Origin of the sequence: Polynucleobacter sp. MWH-Creno-3A4 (assembly GCF_018881885.1) — a bacterium.
Taxonomy (GTDB): domain Bacteria; phylum Pseudomonadota; class Gammaproteobacteria; order Burkholderiales; family Burkholderiaceae; genus Polynucleobacter.
The window spans coordinates 156,678-174,507 of the sequence record NZ_JACXSA010000002.1 but is presented as its reverse complement, the minus strand read 5'-3'; the positions used below and the strand labels follow the sequence as shown (position 1 = coordinate 174,507).

The following is a 17,830-nucleotide window of genomic DNA, read 5'->3' as shown; positions in this document are numbered from 1 at the left end:
GCATATTCTGAAGGCTAGGGTTATTGCGTATAACGTTATCAGCACTATAGCTCGAGAATGTCCTTAATTAATTGAAGAGACTACTATGTTTGCAGGCATGAATACGGGTGCAACGCCATCTTTGGCGGCGCACCATATGGCACTGATTCCTCAAGAGCGTTTAGCGGAAATCCAAAAGGAATATTTCGCAGAACTAGCGCATATCGCTACCAATCCAGAAGCCATCGAAGTCAAAGACCGGCGTTTTGCTGGGAAAGCTTGGCATTCTTCTTGGAGCAAGGTGATTGCAGCTACTTACTTGCTCAATTCAAAGCATTTGTTGTCTTTGGCAAAAGCGGTAGAAACCGATGAAAAGACAAAGCAGAAGATTTTGTTCACCACTGAACAGATGATTGATGCACTCTCACCATCAAACTTTATTGCAACAAACCCAGAAGTTCTTGAAAACATTATTAGCACCCAAGGACAATCCATCCAAAAAGGGATTGTGAATTTGCTGGCTGATATGAAAAAGGGTAAGGTCTCACAAACCGATGAAAGCGCTTTTGAAGTTGGTAAAAATATTGCGACAACGGAAGGCTACGTAGTCTTCCGGAACGAGTTGTTCGAGCTCATTCAGTACGCGCCACTGACAGATACAGTCTTCGAGCGCCCCTATTTAATGGTGCCCCCTTGTATTAATAAGTATTACATTTTGGATTTGCAACCAGACAATTCTGTAGTGCGTCATATGGTTGCCCAAGGCCATACTGTGTTCTTGGTTTCTTGGAAGAATCCCGATGCATCCATGGCGCAGGTTAGCTGGGAAGATTATGTTGGTGATGGCGTCATTAAAGCGATTGAGGTAGTTCAAGAAATCAGCAAAGCAAAGCAAATTAATCTTTTAGGATTCTGTGTAGGCGGGACTCTCACTGCCTCTGCTCTTGCTGTGCTGGCAGCACGTAATGAACATCCAGCGGCAAGCCTTACCTTATTCACGACTTTATTAGACTTCACTAATACCGGTATCTTAGATGTCTTCATCGATGAAGGTATGGTCGAGATGCGTGAAAACACTATTGGTGGAAAAAACGGTAAGTGCGGCATGATGTCCGGCCTAGACCTCGGTAATACGTTTTCATTCTTACGCCCCAATGATTTGGTTTGGAACTATGTAGTCGAAAATTATCTGAAGGGTAATTCTCCTCCGCCATTTGATTTGCTTTACTGGAACGGTGACTCAACCAATCTTCCTGGCAATATGTACTGCTGGTACCTACGCCATACCTATTTACAGAATGACTTGGTCAAACCAGGAAAGCTCACGCTTTGTGGGGAAAAGATTGACCTTGGCAAAATAAAATGTCCAGCCTATTTATATGCCTCTCATGAAGACCATATCGTTCCTTGGCAATCGGCTTATGAGTCTACAGAGATTCTGAAAGGTAAAAATCGTTTCGTGCTGGGTGCCTCAGGACACATTGCTGGAGTCATTAATCCGCCAGCAAAGAACAAGCGTTATTACTTTGAAAATAATAAGCTTGCGGAAACCGCAGAAGCTTGGCTTGAAGGCGCAAAACAAATACCAGGCAGTTGGTGGCCTAACTACACCAAATGGCTTGAGCAATTTGGTGGAGAGCGCAAACCAGCCAGTACGACATTTGGTAGCGCGAAATACAAAAAGTTGGAAGCAGCGCCTGGCGTATACGTGAAAGAAAAAGCAGCGCCAGCAATTTAATTCCAGATACAACTAACGAAGCTTATTTAAAGGGGAAAAGAATGTCTCAAAAAGTCGCATACGTAACTGGTGGTATGGGTGGTATCGGTACCGCTATTTGCCAACGCTTGGCAAAAGATGGCTTCAAGGTGATCGCTGGCTGTGGTCCGAACTCACCGCGCAAGGATCGTTGGATTGGAGAGCAAAAGGCTTTGGGTTATGACTTTATTGCTTCCGAAGGCAATGTTTCCGATTGGGACAGTACTGTTGCGGCCTTTGAGAAGGTGAAAGCTGAAGTTGGACGTGTAGATGTACTTGTGAATAACGCTGGTATTACTCGCGACAGTGTATTTCGCAAAATGACTCCAGATGCTTGGAAGGCTGTGATCGACACTAACTTAAATTCCTTATTTAATGTCACCAAGCAGGTAATTGACGGTATGGTGGATAACAACTGGGGCCGCATCATCAATATTTCCTCTGTGAATGGTCAAAAAGGTCAGTTCGGTCAAGCAAACTATTCCACTGCAAAAGCCGGTTTGCACGGCTTTACGATGGCATTGGCTCAAGAAGTGGCCACCAAGGGCGTGACGGTGAACACGGTTTCTCCTGGCTACATCGGTACGGATATGGTGAGAGCGATTCGAGAGGATGTGCTTGAAAAGATTGTTGCTGGTATACCTGTGAAACGTTTGGGTACACCCGAAGAGATCGCTTCTATTTGTTGTTGGATTGCCTCCGAAGATGGTGGCTATGCAACTGGAGCTGACTTCTCGTTAAACGGTGGTATCCATACGGGTTAATGCTGCACCGCAATATTTGCTGGGTACATGAAACACGCGACATAACGTATTTACCTTTCTAGCAAACTAGAGATAAACTACGTTGATGTTGCGTTGCAGTAAAGAGTAAGGAAAATAATGGTTACCCGTACAAAGCGAGCCGGTCAAGATCGACTCATCAAGAAGTATCCGAATCGTCGTCTGTATGACACGCAAACAAGCACCTATGTGACTCTGTCTGACATCAAAGGCTTAGTCATGGCCAATGAAGTCTTTAAGGTGGTTGATGCAAAGACCGATGAGGATTTGACACGCAACATCTTGCTCCAAATTATTCTTGAGGAAGAGGCTGGCGGTGCCCCAGTATTTTCCTCCCAAATGCTTTCTCAAATCATTCGCTTCTATGGCAACTCCATGCAGGGCTTGATGGGTAACTATCTTGAGAAGACCATGCAATCTTTTGTTGATATCCACAATAAATTGGGCGATCAAACAAAGGGTCTTGGTGCTGGCAGCACACCAGAAGCTTGGTCACAAATGCTGAATCTTCAAAATCCTCTCATGCAAGGCTTGATGGGAAATTACATGGAGCAAAGCAAGGACCTATTTGTGAAGATGCAAGAGCAGATGCAAGGCTCACATAATATGTTCGGCTCATTTCCATTTACACCGCAGCCCAATAAAACCGACAAAGAATAGTTGTGGCTGGAAAAATCGGATTTGTCTCCTTAGGGTGCCCTAAGGCCTTAGTAGATTCCGAACTCATTCTCACGCAATTGAGTGCGGAAGGTTACTTAACTGCAAAAGATTATTCTGGCGCAGATTTGGTTGTGGTGAACACTTGTGGCTTTATCGACTCCGCCGTAGAAGAAAGCCTCTCAGCCATTGGTGAGGCACTCGCTGAAAATGGCAAGGTGATTGTGACGGGTTGTTTAGGTGCTCGCAAGAATGCTGATGGTAGCGACCTCATTCAAAGCATTCATCCCAAAGTACTCGCCGTTACAGGCCCACATGCTACTGATGAAGTCATGCAGGCGATTCACTTGCACTTGCCTAAACCTCACGACCCCTTTACTGATTTGCTGCCGCCCACGGGTGTCAAACTGACACCTAAGCATTACGCTTATCTGAAAATTTCTGAGGGTTGCAACCATCGCTGTACTTTCTGCATTATTCCAAACATGCGGGGTGATCTTGTATCTCGGCCTATTGGTGAAGTCTTATTAGAGGCAAAACGATTATTTGAGTCTGGTGTAAAAGAGCTATTAGTCGTATCTCAAGACACTAGTGCTTATGGCGTAGACATCCAATACCGTACTGGGTTTTGGGATGGCAAGCCTGTGAAGACTCGGATGTTTGATTTGGTAAATGCCTTAAATCAAATCGCCCGCGAGCATCAAGCATGGGTGAGGTTGCACTATGTCTATCCCTATCCTCATGTCGATGACATCCTACCGTTGATGGCTGAGTTTTCTGAGTATGGTTATGGGGTCTTGCCTTATTTGGATATTCCCCTGCAGCATGCACATCCAGACGTTCTCAAAAGAATGAAACGTCCTGCCAGTGGTGAAAAAAATCTTGAGCGGATTTTGGCTTGGCGTGCCGCCTGTCCAGACTTAGTCATCCGCAGTACTTTTATTGCCGGTTTTCCGGGTGAGACTCAAGAAGAGTTTGAGTATTTACTCAACTTTTTAGATGAAGCGCAAATTGATCGAGCAGGTTGCTTTGCCTACTCACCAGTTGAGGGTGCCACCGCAAATCAATTAGAGAGCCCCGTTCCTGAGCAGTTACGTGAAGAACGCCGTGCCCAATTTATGGCAAAAGCTGAAGAAATCTCGATTAAACGATTATCCAAAAAGGTTGGAAAACGCATTCAGGTTTTGATCGATAAAGTAGATGAGTCCGGCGGAATTGGCAGAAGCATTGGGGATGCCCCCGAAATTGATGGTTTAGTGCGGGTTTTACCCCCAAATAAGCCTTCAAAACGCTATAGAACAGGAGAAATCATCCGTGTAACGGTGATTAGCTCACAAGGGCATGACCTAATAGCCGAAACTTGACTTATGCAATAAAAATGGAAGTCGTATGATTAAACAGGCCTAATTTGGGCTTAGCTAAGGGGATAGATATGAGTCGTGATGTCGTTGTCTTAAGTGCAGTTCGTTCCGCAATTGGCACCTTTAATGGGTCCCTCAGTAGCTTTGAGCCTTCTGAGCTTGGTGGCATTGTCATGAAAGAGGCGGTTGCTCGTTCAGGTGTAGATCCTGCGCTGATTAATTATGTGACTGTTGGCAATACGATCCCAACAGATAGCCGTTATGCCTATGTAGCACGCGTTGCTGCAATTCAGGCTGGCTTACCAATGGAATCTGTAGCGATGGCTTTGAATCGTTTGTGTAGCTCTGGTTTGCAAGCCATTGTGACAACTGCACAGCAAATCATGCTCGGTGATTGTGATTATGGTGTCGGCGGTGGCGTTGAAGTAATGTCACGCGGCATGTATGGATCTCCTGCAATGCGCAGTGGTGCACGTATGGGCGATACCAAAATGATTGACTTAATGGTGGGCGTGCTGACTGACCCATTTGGTGTTGGTCATATGGGAGTTACTGCGGAAAACTTGGTTGAGAAGTGGAAGTTAACCCGTGAAGAGCAAGATGCTTTAGCGGTTGAGTCACATCGCCGCGCTGCTAATGCGATTAAGGAAGGTCGCTTTAAGTCACAAATCGTTCCAATTACCGTCAAGACTCGTAAGGGTGATGTGGTGTTTGATACGGATGAGCATTGCAAGCCAGATACCACCATGGAAACTTTGGGCAAGATGAAAGCCGTTTTCAAAAAAGAGGGCGGCTCAGTGACTGCAGGTAACGCCTCTGGTATTAATGATGGCGCAGCATTCTTTGTATTGGCTGATGCAGAAACTGCGAAGAAGGCTGGTCATAAACCAATCGCTCGCTTAGTTTCATACGCAGTAGCTGGTGTACCGAATCACATCATGGGCGAAGGTCCAATTCCTGCGACTAAATTGGCTTTAGAACGTGCTGGTTTGAAGTTGGAACAAATGGATGTGATTGAGTCTAACGAAGCCTTTGCTGCACAAGCCTTAGCAGTGACTAAAGGTTTGGGTTTAGATCCAGCAAAAACCAACGTGAATGGTGGTGCAATTGCTTTGGGCCACCCAATTGGATGCTCAGGTGCTGCGATTGCAACTAAAGCCGTGCACGAACTCCAACGCGTTCAAGGTAAATACGCTTTGGTAACGATGTGTATTGGTGGCGGCCAAGGTATTGCAACTATTTTTGAGCGCCTCTAACTAGAACAGCATTAAGGCAGCATCCAAGCCGACGTGGTCAAAAGCTGCGTCGGCTTTTTCTTTCACGATTGGTTTTGCTTGGTAGGCAACGCTAATCCCTGAACCATTCATCATCAATAAATCATTGGCTCCATCGCCCATGGCAATCGCATTGGCTTTAGAGCATCCTAATTCAAGACAGGCTTGATCGAGATAGGCTGCTTTTGCGGCACCATCCACAATCTCGCCCAGCACTTTGCCAGTTAACTTGCCATCAATGATTTCTAGAGTGTTGGCTTGAGCTTGGTGAAAACCAAGTTGCTTGCGTAATTTTTCTGTGAAAAAGGTAAATCCACCAGAAACGAGCAAGGTATAGAGCCCGCGCGCATTAGCACCAGTCAGAAGCTCGGTAGCGCCAGGATTGGCCTGCAATCTTTCGCGATAAACAGCCTCAAGGCAATCAGCTGATACACCTTCAAGCAGACCAACACGTCGACGCAAACTTTCTTTAAAGTCTTTAATTTCACCGCGCATCGTCGCTTCAGTGATTTGCGCTACTGCAGATTTTTTGCCGGTAAAGTCTGCGATTTCATCAATACACTCAATATTGATGAGTGTGGAATCCATATCCATTGCAAGCACTTGAATGTCAGCAGGGTACTTACTTAAAAAACATAGATCCGTATTAAATCTTGCTGCAATGCTGCGCAGCGCTTCTCTTTGTGGAACTTCCAGGAGATCCCGGTATTCCCAGCGCTCCATAAAATAGGGGCCACTGGAAATCTCTCCACCTAAGGAATGAAAGCTTTTGCCATATTGAATGGCCTGGTCTTTGATTTCAAAGACCAGCTTCTCCGCAATGGGGGCTCTTGAGAGGGCTACGATTGTGAACTGAGGCATAGCATCAATCATAATAGGGAATGCTAAGAGGCTTTCGCAGGGCTGAGCATGGCAGATTCATTTAGGCGACGCAGTACTAGGCGAATAGCATCTAAGCGCTGCTCCAGCTTTTCAAATTCTCGATCTTTTTGAGGTAGGATCTTCAGCTTATCTTGCCCGTTGAGCTGAATATGCTTCGAACTCTGAATTAATTGAATAATTTTGAGTGGATCAATTGGCGGATTTGGAATGAATTGAATCTGAATGGAGACCGAAGAGGCGTCAATCTTCTTAATACCAAAGCCCGTCATTTCGAGGCGCAGGCGATGGGTCTCATAGAAAGATTTCGCTTGATCTGGCAAGTCGCCGAAACGATCAACCAATTCTTCCCGTAAGCCCATTAATTCTGAAAAGTCATTGCATCCCGCAAAGCGTTTGTAGAGTGAGAGTCGTTCATGAACGTCAGGGCAATAATCCTCCGGAAGGAGAGCGGGGACGCCCAAATTCACATCGGTCGTTGCTTGGAGAGGCGAGAGCAAATCTGGCTCTTTGCCGCTGCGTAGTGCTTTGACTGCGCGATTAAGCATTTCCGTATATAACTGAAATCCAATTTCATGGATCTCCCCAGATTGTTTATCGCCCAATACCTCACCGGCACCACGAATCTCTAGATCGTGCATCGCCAAGTAAAAACCAGAGCCCAGTTCTTCCATGGCTTGAATCGCGTTTAAGCGCAATTGAGCTTGCTTGCTTAAGGCCTGAGGATCTGGAACGAGGAGATAAGCATACGCTTGGTGATGGGAGCGCCCAACCCGTCCGCGTAATTGATGGAGCTGTGCCAAGCCAAACTTATCAGCACGATGCATGATGATCGTATTAGCAGTTGGTACATCAATACCGGTTTCAATAATCGTCGTGCAGAGCAAGATATTTGTCCGTTGTGTAACAAAATCACGCATGACGGATTCCAACTCGCGTTCATGCATTTGGCCATGGGCAACGCTAATGCGGGCCTCGGGTATCAGTTCTTGAAGTGCATGTTTACGGTTCTGAATGGTTTCTACTTCATTGTGTAGAAAATAGACTTGGCCGCCACGTTTGATTTCTCGCAACACGGCTTCTCGGATCACGCCGTCACCTTCGCGTCGTACAAAGGTCTTAATAGCAAGGCGCTTCTGTGGCGCTGTGGCGATGATGGAGAACTCGCGTAAGCCCTCCATGGCCATGCCGAGGGTTCTGGGGATTGGCGTAGCGGTAAGAGTAAGGATATCAACTTCCGCTCTTAGTGCCTTCAAGGCATCTTTTTGACGAACACCAAAGCGATGTTCTTCATCAACAATAACTAAGCCCAGATTGGCGAACTGAGTTTCTTTAGATAGTAATTTATGGGTGCCGATAATAATATCAGCCTCACCTTTAGCGATTGCTTCAAGAGCAGCATTGATTTCTTTGCTCGTTTTAAAGCGTGAGAGCTCAACGATGCGAACGGGCCAATCGGCAAAGCGATCTTTCCAGGTGGCGACGTGTTGTTCAGCCAGCAAGGTGGTAGGAGCCAAAATAGCGACTTGTTTGCCACCCATTACCGCAACAAAACTTGCTCTCAACGCAACTTCTGTTTTGCCAAAGCCAACGTCGCCACAGACCAAGCGATCCATCGGCGTACCACTAGTCATATCACCAATGACTGCTGCAATAGCATTCGCTTGATCCGGCGTTTCTTCGAAGCCAAAGCTTTCCGCAAAAGCAGCGTAATCATGCGCTGAAAATTCAAAGGCATGACCTTTCCGAATTGCGCGTGCTGCATAGAGGCCCAATAGCTCTGCAGCTGTATCGCGAATCTGTTGAGCAGCCTTGCGTTTGGCTTTGTCCCACTGGCCCGATCCTAGCTGATGCAATGGGGCAGAATCAGGGTCGGATCCTGCATAGCGTGTCACCATTTGCAATTGCTGCACGGGAACGTATAAGGTTGCATCCCCGGCATATTGAAGATGTAGAAACTCTTCAAATATCGGCACTTCCTTAGGTGGAGCTAAATTCAGAAGCACTAAACCTTGATAACGGCCAATGCCATGTTCGGCATGTACAACTGGATCCCCGATCTTTAGTTCCGAGAGGTCCTTAAAGAGCATGTCGGGATCGGTATTCTCTGTCCCTTTAGTTTTGCGTCTTTGCCGAGCCGTTGAGGTAAATAGTTCTGCCTCGGTAACGATAATGAGATTATGGGCGGGCCAAGCAAAACCATTAAATAGGGGTGCTGTTGTCAGGCCAAAGCGAGAGTCACTCTTAATGAAATCAGCAATGCTCTCAAAATTGGCTGGCTTTAATGGATAAAGCGCTTTGCCATCTTGGCCGGTAACAAAATTGCTTTCTTCTAGCAATTGGCGAATGGATTCTTTACGTCCAGCACTATCAGTGCAAATGAGAAGGCGGTAGCTTGTATTGGCGAGCAAAGAACGCAAGCGTGACAATGGATCGGCATCTCGCCTGTGGACTGCAATATCGGGGACGGGTAAAAATTCCGAGCTATCGGAGAGTTCTTTTTCTAAAGCTAAACGGGCATGGGGTTTAATGCTGGTAAAAAACTCATCGACGTTGAGAAATAGTTCTTGAGGCGGAAGAACTGGTCGATCAAGATCATGCTTAAGAAATTCGTAGCGTGAGAGCGTATCTTTCCAAAAACTCCGAATGGATTCATCTATATCGCCTGTGCTCACAATCCAAACGGGATCACCCGATCTAGGGAAATAATCGAAGACGCTTGACTGTTCTGAAAAGAACATCGGCAGGTATGACTCAATACCGGCGCTAGGTATACCAAGATTGGCATCTTTATAAATAGAGCATCGGGTGGGATCGCCTTCAAAAACTTCTCGCCACCGACCCCTAAAAGCAGTGCGTGCTTCATCATTGAATGGAAATTCATGACCCGGGAGGAGGCGTACCTCTTTCACTGGGTAAAGGCTGCGCTGCGTATCGGGATCAAATGAGCGAATTTGTTCTATCTCATCACCAAATAAATCTAGGCGGTAGGGCAGGCTAGACCCCATAGGAAACAAATCAATTAAGCCGCCGCGAATGCTATATTCACCGGGGCGCATGACAGCACTCACGGGGTCATATCCTGCTTGTTGAAGTTGGAGCTTCAGGGCTGCTTCATTAAGCTTATCGCCTTGGCGGAAGAAAAATGTATGTCCGGATAGAAAGCTAGGTGGTCCCAGTCGTTGCAATGCAGTGCTGACAGGTACTAAAACAATATCGCAGCTGCCATTGAGTAACTCATATAGAGTCGCTAATCGTTCAGATACCAAATCTTGGTGTGGTGAAAAATGATCGTAGGGGAGAATTTCCCAATCGGGCAGAAGACGGGTTTTGAGTAAGGGTGCAAAAGCCGGAATCTCTTCGAGCAGTCTTTGGGCCTCTTGCGCTTGAGCACAAAAGATCACCATGACAGAAAAATCTTTACGGTAACGTAGGGCGGTTTCGGCAATGAGGGCTGCATCTGCAGACCCAATCAGCCCTGAAAAGGTAAAGCGCTGCCCAGCCCGTGGAGCGGGTATGGGGGGTACTGGATTTAATGCATCAGACATCTGCGCTCATTATAGAATCAGGCATGAGCTCAGGAAATCAATCTTTGAAGAAATGCCATGCTCTCCTGCCTACTGCGGGAACGGGATCTCGTCTTGGCGGTGAATTGCCTAAGCAATTCCAGGAATTGGCGGGAAAACCGATGCTCGCCTATGCGCTTGATGCATTTCTCCAATCGCCACATATTGAGTCGATTTGGATTGGGGTTTCGCCTGCATTTATCGACAATCCTATTCTGAAGACTTTTAACAGTAGCGCTAAACCGATTCATTTTTTACCTACAGGTGGACCGACTAGGCAGGAAACCGTCAGAAATACTCTGGCTGCTTTGCTCAAAAATGGCATTGCAGCCGACGACTGGGTTCTAGTACATGATGCTGCAAGGCCAGGTATTACACCAGCCCTCATTGAGAAATTAATTCTTGCGGTGCAAGCTTCTGACATTGGTGGCTTATTAGCAATGCGTTTGGCTGACACTTTGAAGCAAGCAGATTTAGATTCTGTGATCGCTGGCAACATCCCCCACGTTGAAAAAACGATTCCACGTGAACATCTTTGGCAAGCGCAAACTCCCCAGATGTTTGGTCTTGCCAAGTTGCACTCAGCCCTAGAGAATGCGATTCGATTGGAGGCCGACGTCACAGATGAAGCCAGTGCCATGGAGTTATCTGGTGTGAAGCCTTTCCTAATCGAGGGTGCTACGCGTAACTTTAAGGTTACGCATCCCGCGGATTGGGAATTGATGCAATTGCTATTACGTACTAGTGCTAAGTAAAGATACTAAAGATACCTATGACACAAACTCATTCTCACGTTCCACAATTTCGTATTGGCCAGGGGTATGACGTTCATGCATTGGTGGCAGAACGCAAACTCATTTTGGCTGGTGTTCACGTGCCTTACGAAAAGGGTTTACTAGGGCACTCTGATGCAGACGCATTACTGCATGCACTAACTGATGCATTGTTAGGCGCTGCTGGCTTAAATGATATTGGTCAATTATTTCCCGATACCGATCCAGAGTTCAAAGACATGGATAGTCGAATATTGCTTCGGGCAGCTCTGCAAAAGGTTCAAGCTGCTGGATTCCAAGTCGGTAATGTGGACGCCACCATCATCTGTCAAAAGCCGAAATTGGCTGGATTTTTGCCCGAAATGGTCAGAAATATCGCCGCCGACCTCTTGGTAACACCAAGCCACGTGAATCTAAAAGCCAAAACCAATGAATCCCTGGGCCATTTAGGTAGGGGTGAGGGCATTGCAGTGCATGCCGTAGCTTTGCTCTACAAGGCCTAAAAGCGCCTCAAAACCCCAAGCATTGTAGAATTACGGTCTTTAGAGTGAAGTTTAAGCTTGGCAGTGTTTGCGGATATTCGCGAGGATGGCGAAATTGGTAGACGCACCAGGTTTAGGTCCTGACGCCAGAAATGGTGTGGGGGTTCGAGTCCCCCTCCTCGCACCACAAGATTGCTACTTGGCTTGGACTTCACATATCCTGATTTCAATTAAGAGACGAGAGTAGCTGTGCAGATAGAAAATTTAGGTTCCTTAGACCGCAAAATGACTTTGGAATTCGCGCGCGCCGATTTGGCAAAAGAGCGTGAAGCCCGTTTGGCAAAAGTTGGTAAGACCATGAAGATGGCCGGCTTCCGTCCTGGCAAGGTGCCTAAAAATATCGTTGAGAAACAATATGGCATGCAAGTAGACTTCGAACTTCAGTTCGATAAAGCCTCAGAGTTGTTTTATGAGCAAAGCAAAAAAGAAGGCATCGCATTAGCAGGCCAGCCACGTCTTGAGCCAAAGAGCGAACTAGATGCAGACAAGATTGTGTTTGACGCTTTCTTTGAAGTGTTGCCAGAAGTCAAGTTGGGCGATTTCTCAAAAGCAGAAGTGACTCAATACACGACAGAAATTGGTGATGCTGAAATCGACCGTGCCATTGATGTATTGCGTAAACAGCAGGTTCACTATCACCCACGTGGTGAGGCCGGCCATCATGGCGATGGTGGCGCTAACACTGCTGCACAAAACGGCGATCAGGTGATCATTGATTTTGTTGGCAAGATTGATGACGTTGAATTTACAGGCGGGAAAGCAGAGAACTTTGAGTATGTATTAGGCGAAGGTCGTATGTTGCCAGAGTTCGAGGCGGCTACTTTAGGTCTCAAAGCAGGCGAGAGCAAATCATTCCCATTAAGTTTTCCTGCCGATTACCACGGTAAAGATGTTGCAGGTAAAACTGCTGAGTTCACTATTACCGTAAAGTCTGTCAATTGGCCGCACATGCCAGTTGTGGATGATGCATTTGCTTTATCCATGGGCGTTACTGAAGGTGGCGTTGCAAAGATGCGCGCTGAAGTAAAAGAGAATTTAGATCGCGAAGTGAAACGTCGCATTACTTCTTTGTTAAAAAATGATGTAATGGAAAAGCTCAATACATTATGTGAGCTTGATGTTCCTAAGTCACTAGTAGCTTCTGAGCAAGAGCGTTTGGTTGAGGGTGCTCGTCAAGACCTCATGCAACGTGGCGTACCCAATGCAAAAGATGCTCCAATTCCTGCGGAGTTATTTGCTGAGCAGGCCTTAAAGCGGGTTCGCTTAGGTTTGATTTTGGGTGATTTAGTGAAGAAGCAAAATTTGGCTGCTACTGCAGATCAAATTAAGGCTGAAATCGATGAACAGGCAGCCACTTATGAAGACCCTAAAGAAGTCGTTCGTTGGTTCTACAGCAATCCAAGCCGTCTCAAGGATATTGAGAATTTAGTACTTGAGGACAATGTGATTAAGCATTTCACCTCACTGGCTAAAGTAAACGACAAAGCTGTGACCTTCGAAGAGCTAAGCAAGCTAAACTAAGATCACTATCAATTCATCAAGAAAAGGGCCTTGCGCAATGAGTCAGAACCATTTTCAGTCTGAAGACCTAGAGCCAAAAGGTTTAGGTTTGGTCCCAATGGTGATTGAAACCTCTGGTAGAGGTGAGCGTGCTTACGATATCTATTCTCGACTTTTAAGAGAACGCGTAGTTTTCTTGGTTGGCGAAGTAAACGATCAAACTGCCAACTTGGTGATTGCACAGTTGCTTTTCTTGGAGAGCGAAAATCCTGATAAAGAAATTTCTCTCTACATCAACTCACCTGGTGGTTCAGTGTCTGCTGGTTTAGCCATTTACGACACTATGCAATTCATCAAGCCACATGTCAGCACCTTGTGTATGGGCATGGCTGCAAGTATGGGCGCATTCTTGTTATGTGCTGGCGAAAAAGGGAAGCGCTACGCCTTGCCAAATTCTCGTGTGATGATTCATCAGCCATTAGGTGGTGCACGTGGTCAAGCATCGGATATCGAAATCCAGGCAAGAGAAATTTTGTACCTCCGCGAGCGCCTGAATAAGATCTTGGCCGATCGCACTGGCCAGTCTATCGAAACGATTGCCAAAGACACTGATCGCGATAACTTCATGTCTGCAGACCAAGCTCGTGAATATGGCTTAATCGATAAAGTTATTGATAAGCGTCCTTAAGACAAGTCGAGATCATTTTGAGCGATAACAATACCAACGCCACATCCGAAAAAGTGTTGTATTGCTCTTTCTGCGGCAAAAGTCAGCATGAAGTGAAGAAGCTGATTGCTGGTCCATCCGTTTTCATTTGTGATGAGTGCATCGACCTTTGCACTGACATTATTCAAGAAGAAATTGCTAAGCTGCCAAAAGGAGAGGGCGACGATGCTTTGCCAACTCCCCACCAAATCCGTGAGAATTTAGATCAGTACGTCATTGGTCAGGATCATGCCAAGAAGACTCTAGCAGTGGCGGTTTACAACCACTACAAACGCTTGCAATACCTACCTAAGCCTAAAAAAGAGAAGGTAGATAAAGATGGCAAGCCAGTAGAGGCGGCTGATAAGAAAGAATCAAAGTTGCCTGCGAAGGCGATGGTTGATGGTGTTGAGTTAGCCAAAAGCAATATTTTGCTTATCGGCCCAACCGGTTCAGGAAAGACGCTTTTAGCGCAGACTCTAGCGCGTATGCTGGATGTTCCATTTGTAATGGCTGATGCAACCACGCTAACTGAGGCTGGCTATGTTGGTGAAGACGTAGAAAATATCATTCAAAAGTTATTGCAAGCCTGTGATTACAACGTTGAAAAAGCGCAGCGCGGTATTGTTTACATTGATGAGATTGATAAGATCTCGCGTAAATCTGACAATCCTTCCATCACACGCGATGTCTCGGGTGAGGGTGTACAGCAAGCACTGCTGAAACTCGTTGAGGGTACTATGGCTTCTGTACCTCCTCAGGGCGGTCGCAAGCATCCCAATCAGGATTTTTTACAGGTTGATACAACTAATATCCTGTTCATTTGTGGTGGCGCATTTGATGGTCTAGAAAAAGTCATTCAACAGCGCACTGCTAAGACTGGAATCGGATTTAATGCTTCAGTTCCCGGCAAAGATGATCGTGGTGTCAGTGATCTGTTAATCGAAGTTGAGCCAGAAGATTTGATTAAATTTGGCTTAATTCCAGAGTTGATTGGCCGTTTGCCGGTAGTGGCAACCTTGGCCCAGTTAGATGAAGAGGCTTTAATTCAAATTCTGACTGAGCCTAAGAATGCGCTGGTCAAACAATATCAAGCCTTACTGACGATGGAAGGTGCTGAGCTAGAGGTTCGTCATGCTGCCCTGGCCGCCATCGCCAAGAAGGCGATTGCCCGTAAAACCGGTGCCCGTGGTCTCAGATCTATCCTTGAGGGCTCCCTCATGGACGTGATGTATGACCTCCCATCTCTGCAAAATGTTCAGAAGGTAGTGATCGACGACAGTAGCATTGCTGAAGGCGGAAAACCCTTGCTAGTCTATAAACAAGATCTAGAACATGCAGATTTGAGCAAAAAAGCCTGATTTCATTGGTTTTTTTGTTAATTTAGGGGCATTTTTGCCCCTTTTTTGTACTTTCCCCCCTTGAATTTTTCAAAATGCTACACATATAGGTAGTATGCTACTTATGAATAATGTCTCTATTTAGTGGTTTGTTATATCTAGAGACTTTTGAGGATTGATTACTTTGGAGGATTTGCCTTATGCCTGGCCACTTATTACTACCCTCTGAACCCATTCAACTACCTTTACTCCCTTTGCGGGATGTAGTTGTGTTCCCTCATATGGTGATCCCTTTATTTGTGGGCCGCCCTAAATCGATCAAAGCGCTTGAAGCTGCGATGGAAACTGGCAAGAATGTATTGCTAGTTGCTCAAAAAACTGCCGCTAAGGATGAGCCAGGCATTGAAGACTTGTACGAAGTTGGTTGTATTGCCAATATTTTGCAAATGCTCAAACTTCCTGATGGCACAGTCAAAGTTTTAGTTGAAGGTGTACAGCGTGCTGAAGTGAGTCAAATTGAAGACAGCATGGGCTACTTCAATTGCGAAGCTACGCCGACTGCCATGGATTCAATCGATGCTCATGAGACAGAGGCTTTGCGCCGTGCCATCATGGCTCAGTTTGATCAATACGTTAAATTAAATAAAAAAGTTCCGCAAGAAATATTGTCTTCATTGGGCGGTATCGATGACCCAAGCCGTTTGGCTGATACCATCTGCGCGCATTTGCCAGTCAAGCTAGAGCAGAAACAACGTTTGCTTGAAATGAATGATGTTGTACAGCGCTTGGAAAGTTTGCTTGCTGATCTTGAAAGTGAAATTGATATTTTGCAAGTAGAGAAACGTATTCGTGGTCGCGTTAAACGTCAGATGGAAAAGAGTCAGCGCGAGTACTACCTGAACGAGCAAGTCAAAGCTATCCAAAAGGAATTGGGCGAGGGTGAAGAGGGTGCCGATCTTGAGGAGCTGGAGAAGCGTATCAAGAGTGCGCGTATGCCTAAGGAGGCTCTCAAGAAAGCCGAATCCGAGTTGAAGAAACTGAAGCTGATGTCGCCAATGTCTGCTGAAGCAACGGTGATTCGTAACTTCATTGATACCTTAGTCAATCTTCCTTGGAAGAAAAAAACCAAGATCAATAATGATCTCACCAATGCCGAGAAAGTATTGGATGAGGATCACTACGGTCTAGATAAAGTCAAAGAACGCATTTTGGAATATCTCGCTGTTCAACAACGAGTAGATCGTGTAAAGGCGCCAATTCTTTGTTTAGTTGGCCCTCCCGGTGTTGGCAAAACCTCTTTAGGTCAATCCATTGCGCGGGCCACCAATCGTAAGTTTGTGCGCATGGCTTTGGGTGGTGTGCGTGACGAGTCTGAGATTCGTGGTCACCGCCGTACCTATATTGGATCCATGCCAGGCAAGATTTTGACTAGCTTGACAAAAGTTGGCGTACGTAATCCTTTGTTCCTGTTGGACGAAGTGGACAAGATGGGTATGGACTTCCGCGGTGATCCTGCCAGTGCATTACTGGAGGTATTGGATCCTGAGCAAAACCACACTTTCCAGGATCACTATGTTGAAGTCGACTTTGATCTCTCGGATGTGATGTTTGTTGCCACTTCAAATTCCTTGAATATTCCCGGCCCACTCCTGGATCGTCTTGAGATTATCCGTTTGGCTGGATATACCGAAGATGAGAAGACTAGTATTGCTGTCAATTATTTAATTCCTAAACAAATCAAAAATAATGGCTTGCAAAAAGGTGAGCTCAAGATTGAAGAGGGTGCGGTCCGCAATATCATTCGCTACTACACCCGTGAGGCTGGTGTTCGCTCTTTAGAAAGAGAAATCAGCAAGATCTGCCGTAAAGTAGTCAAACTCTTGCTCTTGAAGAAAGAGTCTGCACCTGTTGTGGTGAGCGCTGACAATCTTGATAAGTTTTTATCCGTACGCATGTACGACTTTGGTTTGGCTGGTAAAGAGAATCAAGTTGGACAGGTAACTGGTTTGGCTTGGACCGAAGTTGGCGGCGATCTTCTGACAATTGAAGCAGCGGTTATGCCTGGAAAAGGTGTTATTACCCGCACTGGCTCGATCGGTGATGTTATGAAAGAGTCTGTTGAGGCTGCACGCACCGTGGTTCGCTCCAGAGCTAGTCGTTTAGGCATCACGGATGAAGCATTTGAGAAGAAGGATATCCACCTTCACTTCCCTGATGGTGCTACACCAAAAGATGGTCCTTCCGCGGGCATTGCCATTACCACTGCGCTCGTTTCAGTCTTTACCGGCATTCCGATTCGCTCTGATGTTGCGATGACCGGTGAGATTACTTTGCGCGGAGAAGTGCTACCAATCGGCGGTCTAAAAGAAAAGCTACTCGCTGCTCATCGTGGTGGTATCAAGCTTGCTTTGATTCCAGAAGAGAACGTCAAGGATCTGATTGATATTCCCGATAACGTCAAGAATGCCATTGAGATTGTTCCAGTGCGTTGGATTGATAAGGTATTGGAGCTTGCCCTCGAGAGAATGCCGCAAGCCTTACCGGAACCAACTCCCGAAGAGCTGGCCAAAAAGGCTTCTGAGGCTAGTAAGGTGAAGGAAAAAGCGACTTCTGCAGAGGTTCTGAAGCACTAATAAAAGAGGGTATTTCCATCATTTTTGGCGGCTTAAAAGGGCTAGATTTGATGGAAAACCGTTATTTTTCGGGCTTTTAAGG

13 protein-coding genes and 1 tRNA gene are annotated in these 17,830 nt (G+C 46.1%); 12 read left to right on the top strand and 2 right to left on the bottom strand.

What is annotated here, in order from left to right:
- The first annotated feature begins 85 nt into the window (after positions 1–85).
- The 5 genes from phaC (at position 86) to IEN92_RS08360 (ending at position 5,791) form a co-directional block, all read left to right on the top strand.
- Positions 86–1,717, top strand: a complete 1,632-nt coding sequence (gene phaC / locus IEN92_RS08380) for a class I poly(R)-hydroxyalkanoic acid synthase (RefSeq protein ID WP_216162650.1) — start codon at positions 86–88, stop codon at positions 1,715–1,717.
- Between the two features lie 41 nt (positions 1,718–1,758).
- Positions 1,759–2,499, top strand: a complete 741-nt coding sequence (locus tag IEN92_RS08375; RefSeq protein ID WP_215376594.1) for a 3-ketoacyl-ACP reductase — start codon at positions 1,759–1,761, stop codon at positions 2,497–2,499.
- 117 nt (positions 2,500–2,616) lie between these two features.
- The gene (phaR, locus tag IEN92_RS08370; RefSeq protein WP_215376597.1) at positions 2,617–3,177 is read left to right on the top strand and encodes a polyhydroxyalkanoate synthesis repressor PhaR; all 561 of its coding nucleotides are present in this window, start codon (positions 2,617–2,619) and stop codon (positions 3,175–3,177) included.
- Positions 3,178–3,179: 2 nt separating this feature from the next.
- Positions 3,180–4,538 (top strand): 30S ribosomal protein S12 methylthiotransferase RimO, encoded by a 1,359-nt coding sequence (gene rimO / locus IEN92_RS08365; RefSeq protein ID WP_216162647.1) that lies wholly within the window; start codon positions 3,180–3,182, stop codon positions 4,536–4,538.
- Positions 4,539–4,606: 68 nt separating this feature from the next.
- Positions 4,607–5,791, top strand: a complete 1,185-nt coding sequence (locus IEN92_RS08360) for an acetyl-CoA C-acyltransferase family protein (RefSeq protein WP_215376603.1) — start codon at positions 4,607–4,609, stop codon at positions 5,789–5,791.
- On the opposite strand, the gene serB is transcribed toward IEN92_RS08360, so the two are convergent.
- The gene (gene serB, locus IEN92_RS08355; RefSeq protein ID WP_255539819.1) at positions 5,792–6,682 is read right to left on the bottom strand and encodes a phosphoserine phosphatase SerB; all 891 of its coding nucleotides are present in this window, start codon (positions 6,680–6,682) and stop codon (positions 5,792–5,794) included.
- An 11-nt stretch (positions 6,683–6,693) separates the two neighbouring features.
- A complete protein-coding gene (gene mfd / locus IEN92_RS08350; RefSeq protein WP_216162644.1) occupies positions 6,694–10,236 on the bottom strand; it encodes a transcription-repair coupling factor in 3,543 nt (1,180 codons plus the stop codon).
- A gap of 23 nt (positions 10,237–10,259) precedes the next feature.
- Between mfd and ispD the strand changes: the two genes are divergently transcribed.
- The 7 genes from ispD to lon all read left to right on the top strand — a co-directional run bounded on the left by ispD (position 10,260) and on the right by lon (position 17,748).
- The gene (ispD, locus tag IEN92_RS08345) at positions 10,260–11,009 is read left to right on the top strand and encodes a 2-C-methyl-D-erythritol 4-phosphate cytidylyltransferase (RefSeq protein ID WP_216162641.1); all 750 of its coding nucleotides are present in this window, start codon (positions 10,260–10,262) and stop codon (positions 11,007–11,009) included.
- Positions 11,010–11,026: 17 nt separating this feature from the next.
- Positions 11,027–11,530, top strand: a complete 504-nt coding sequence (gene ispF / locus IEN92_RS08340; protein ID WP_216162638.1) for a 2-C-methyl-D-erythritol 2,4-cyclodiphosphate synthase — start codon at positions 11,027–11,029, stop codon at positions 11,528–11,530.
- A 79-nt stretch (positions 11,531–11,609) separates the two neighbouring features.
- Positions 11,610–11,696: transfer RNA gene (locus IEN92_RS08335), tRNA-Leu, on the top strand.
- A 62-nt stretch (positions 11,697–11,758) separates the two neighbouring features.
- Positions 11,759–13,090, top strand: coding sequence for a trigger factor (gene tig, locus IEN92_RS08330; protein WP_216162635.1), 1,332 nt, complete (start codon positions 11,759–11,761; stop codon positions 13,088–13,090).
- A 37-nt stretch (positions 13,091–13,127) separates the two neighbouring features.
- The gene (gene clpP, locus IEN92_RS08325; RefSeq protein ID WP_216162632.1) at positions 13,128–13,757 is read left to right on the top strand and encodes an ATP-dependent Clp endopeptidase proteolytic subunit ClpP; all 630 of its coding nucleotides are present in this window, start codon (positions 13,128–13,130) and stop codon (positions 13,755–13,757) included.
- A 17-nt stretch (positions 13,758–13,774) separates the two neighbouring features.
- The gene (gene clpX / locus IEN92_RS08320) at positions 13,775–15,136 is read left to right on the top strand and encodes an ATP-dependent Clp protease ATP-binding subunit ClpX (protein WP_216162629.1); all 1,362 of its coding nucleotides are present in this window, start codon (positions 13,775–13,777) and stop codon (positions 15,134–15,136) included.
- 179 nt (positions 15,137–15,315) lie between these two features.
- Positions 15,316–17,748 carry an endopeptidase La gene (lon, locus tag IEN92_RS08315; RefSeq protein ID WP_216162626.1) on the top strand — a complete coding sequence of 811 codons (2,433 nt, stop codon included), beginning with the start codon at positions 15,316–15,318 and terminating at the stop codon, positions 17,746–17,748.
- Positions 17,749–17,830 lie beyond the last annotated feature (82 nt).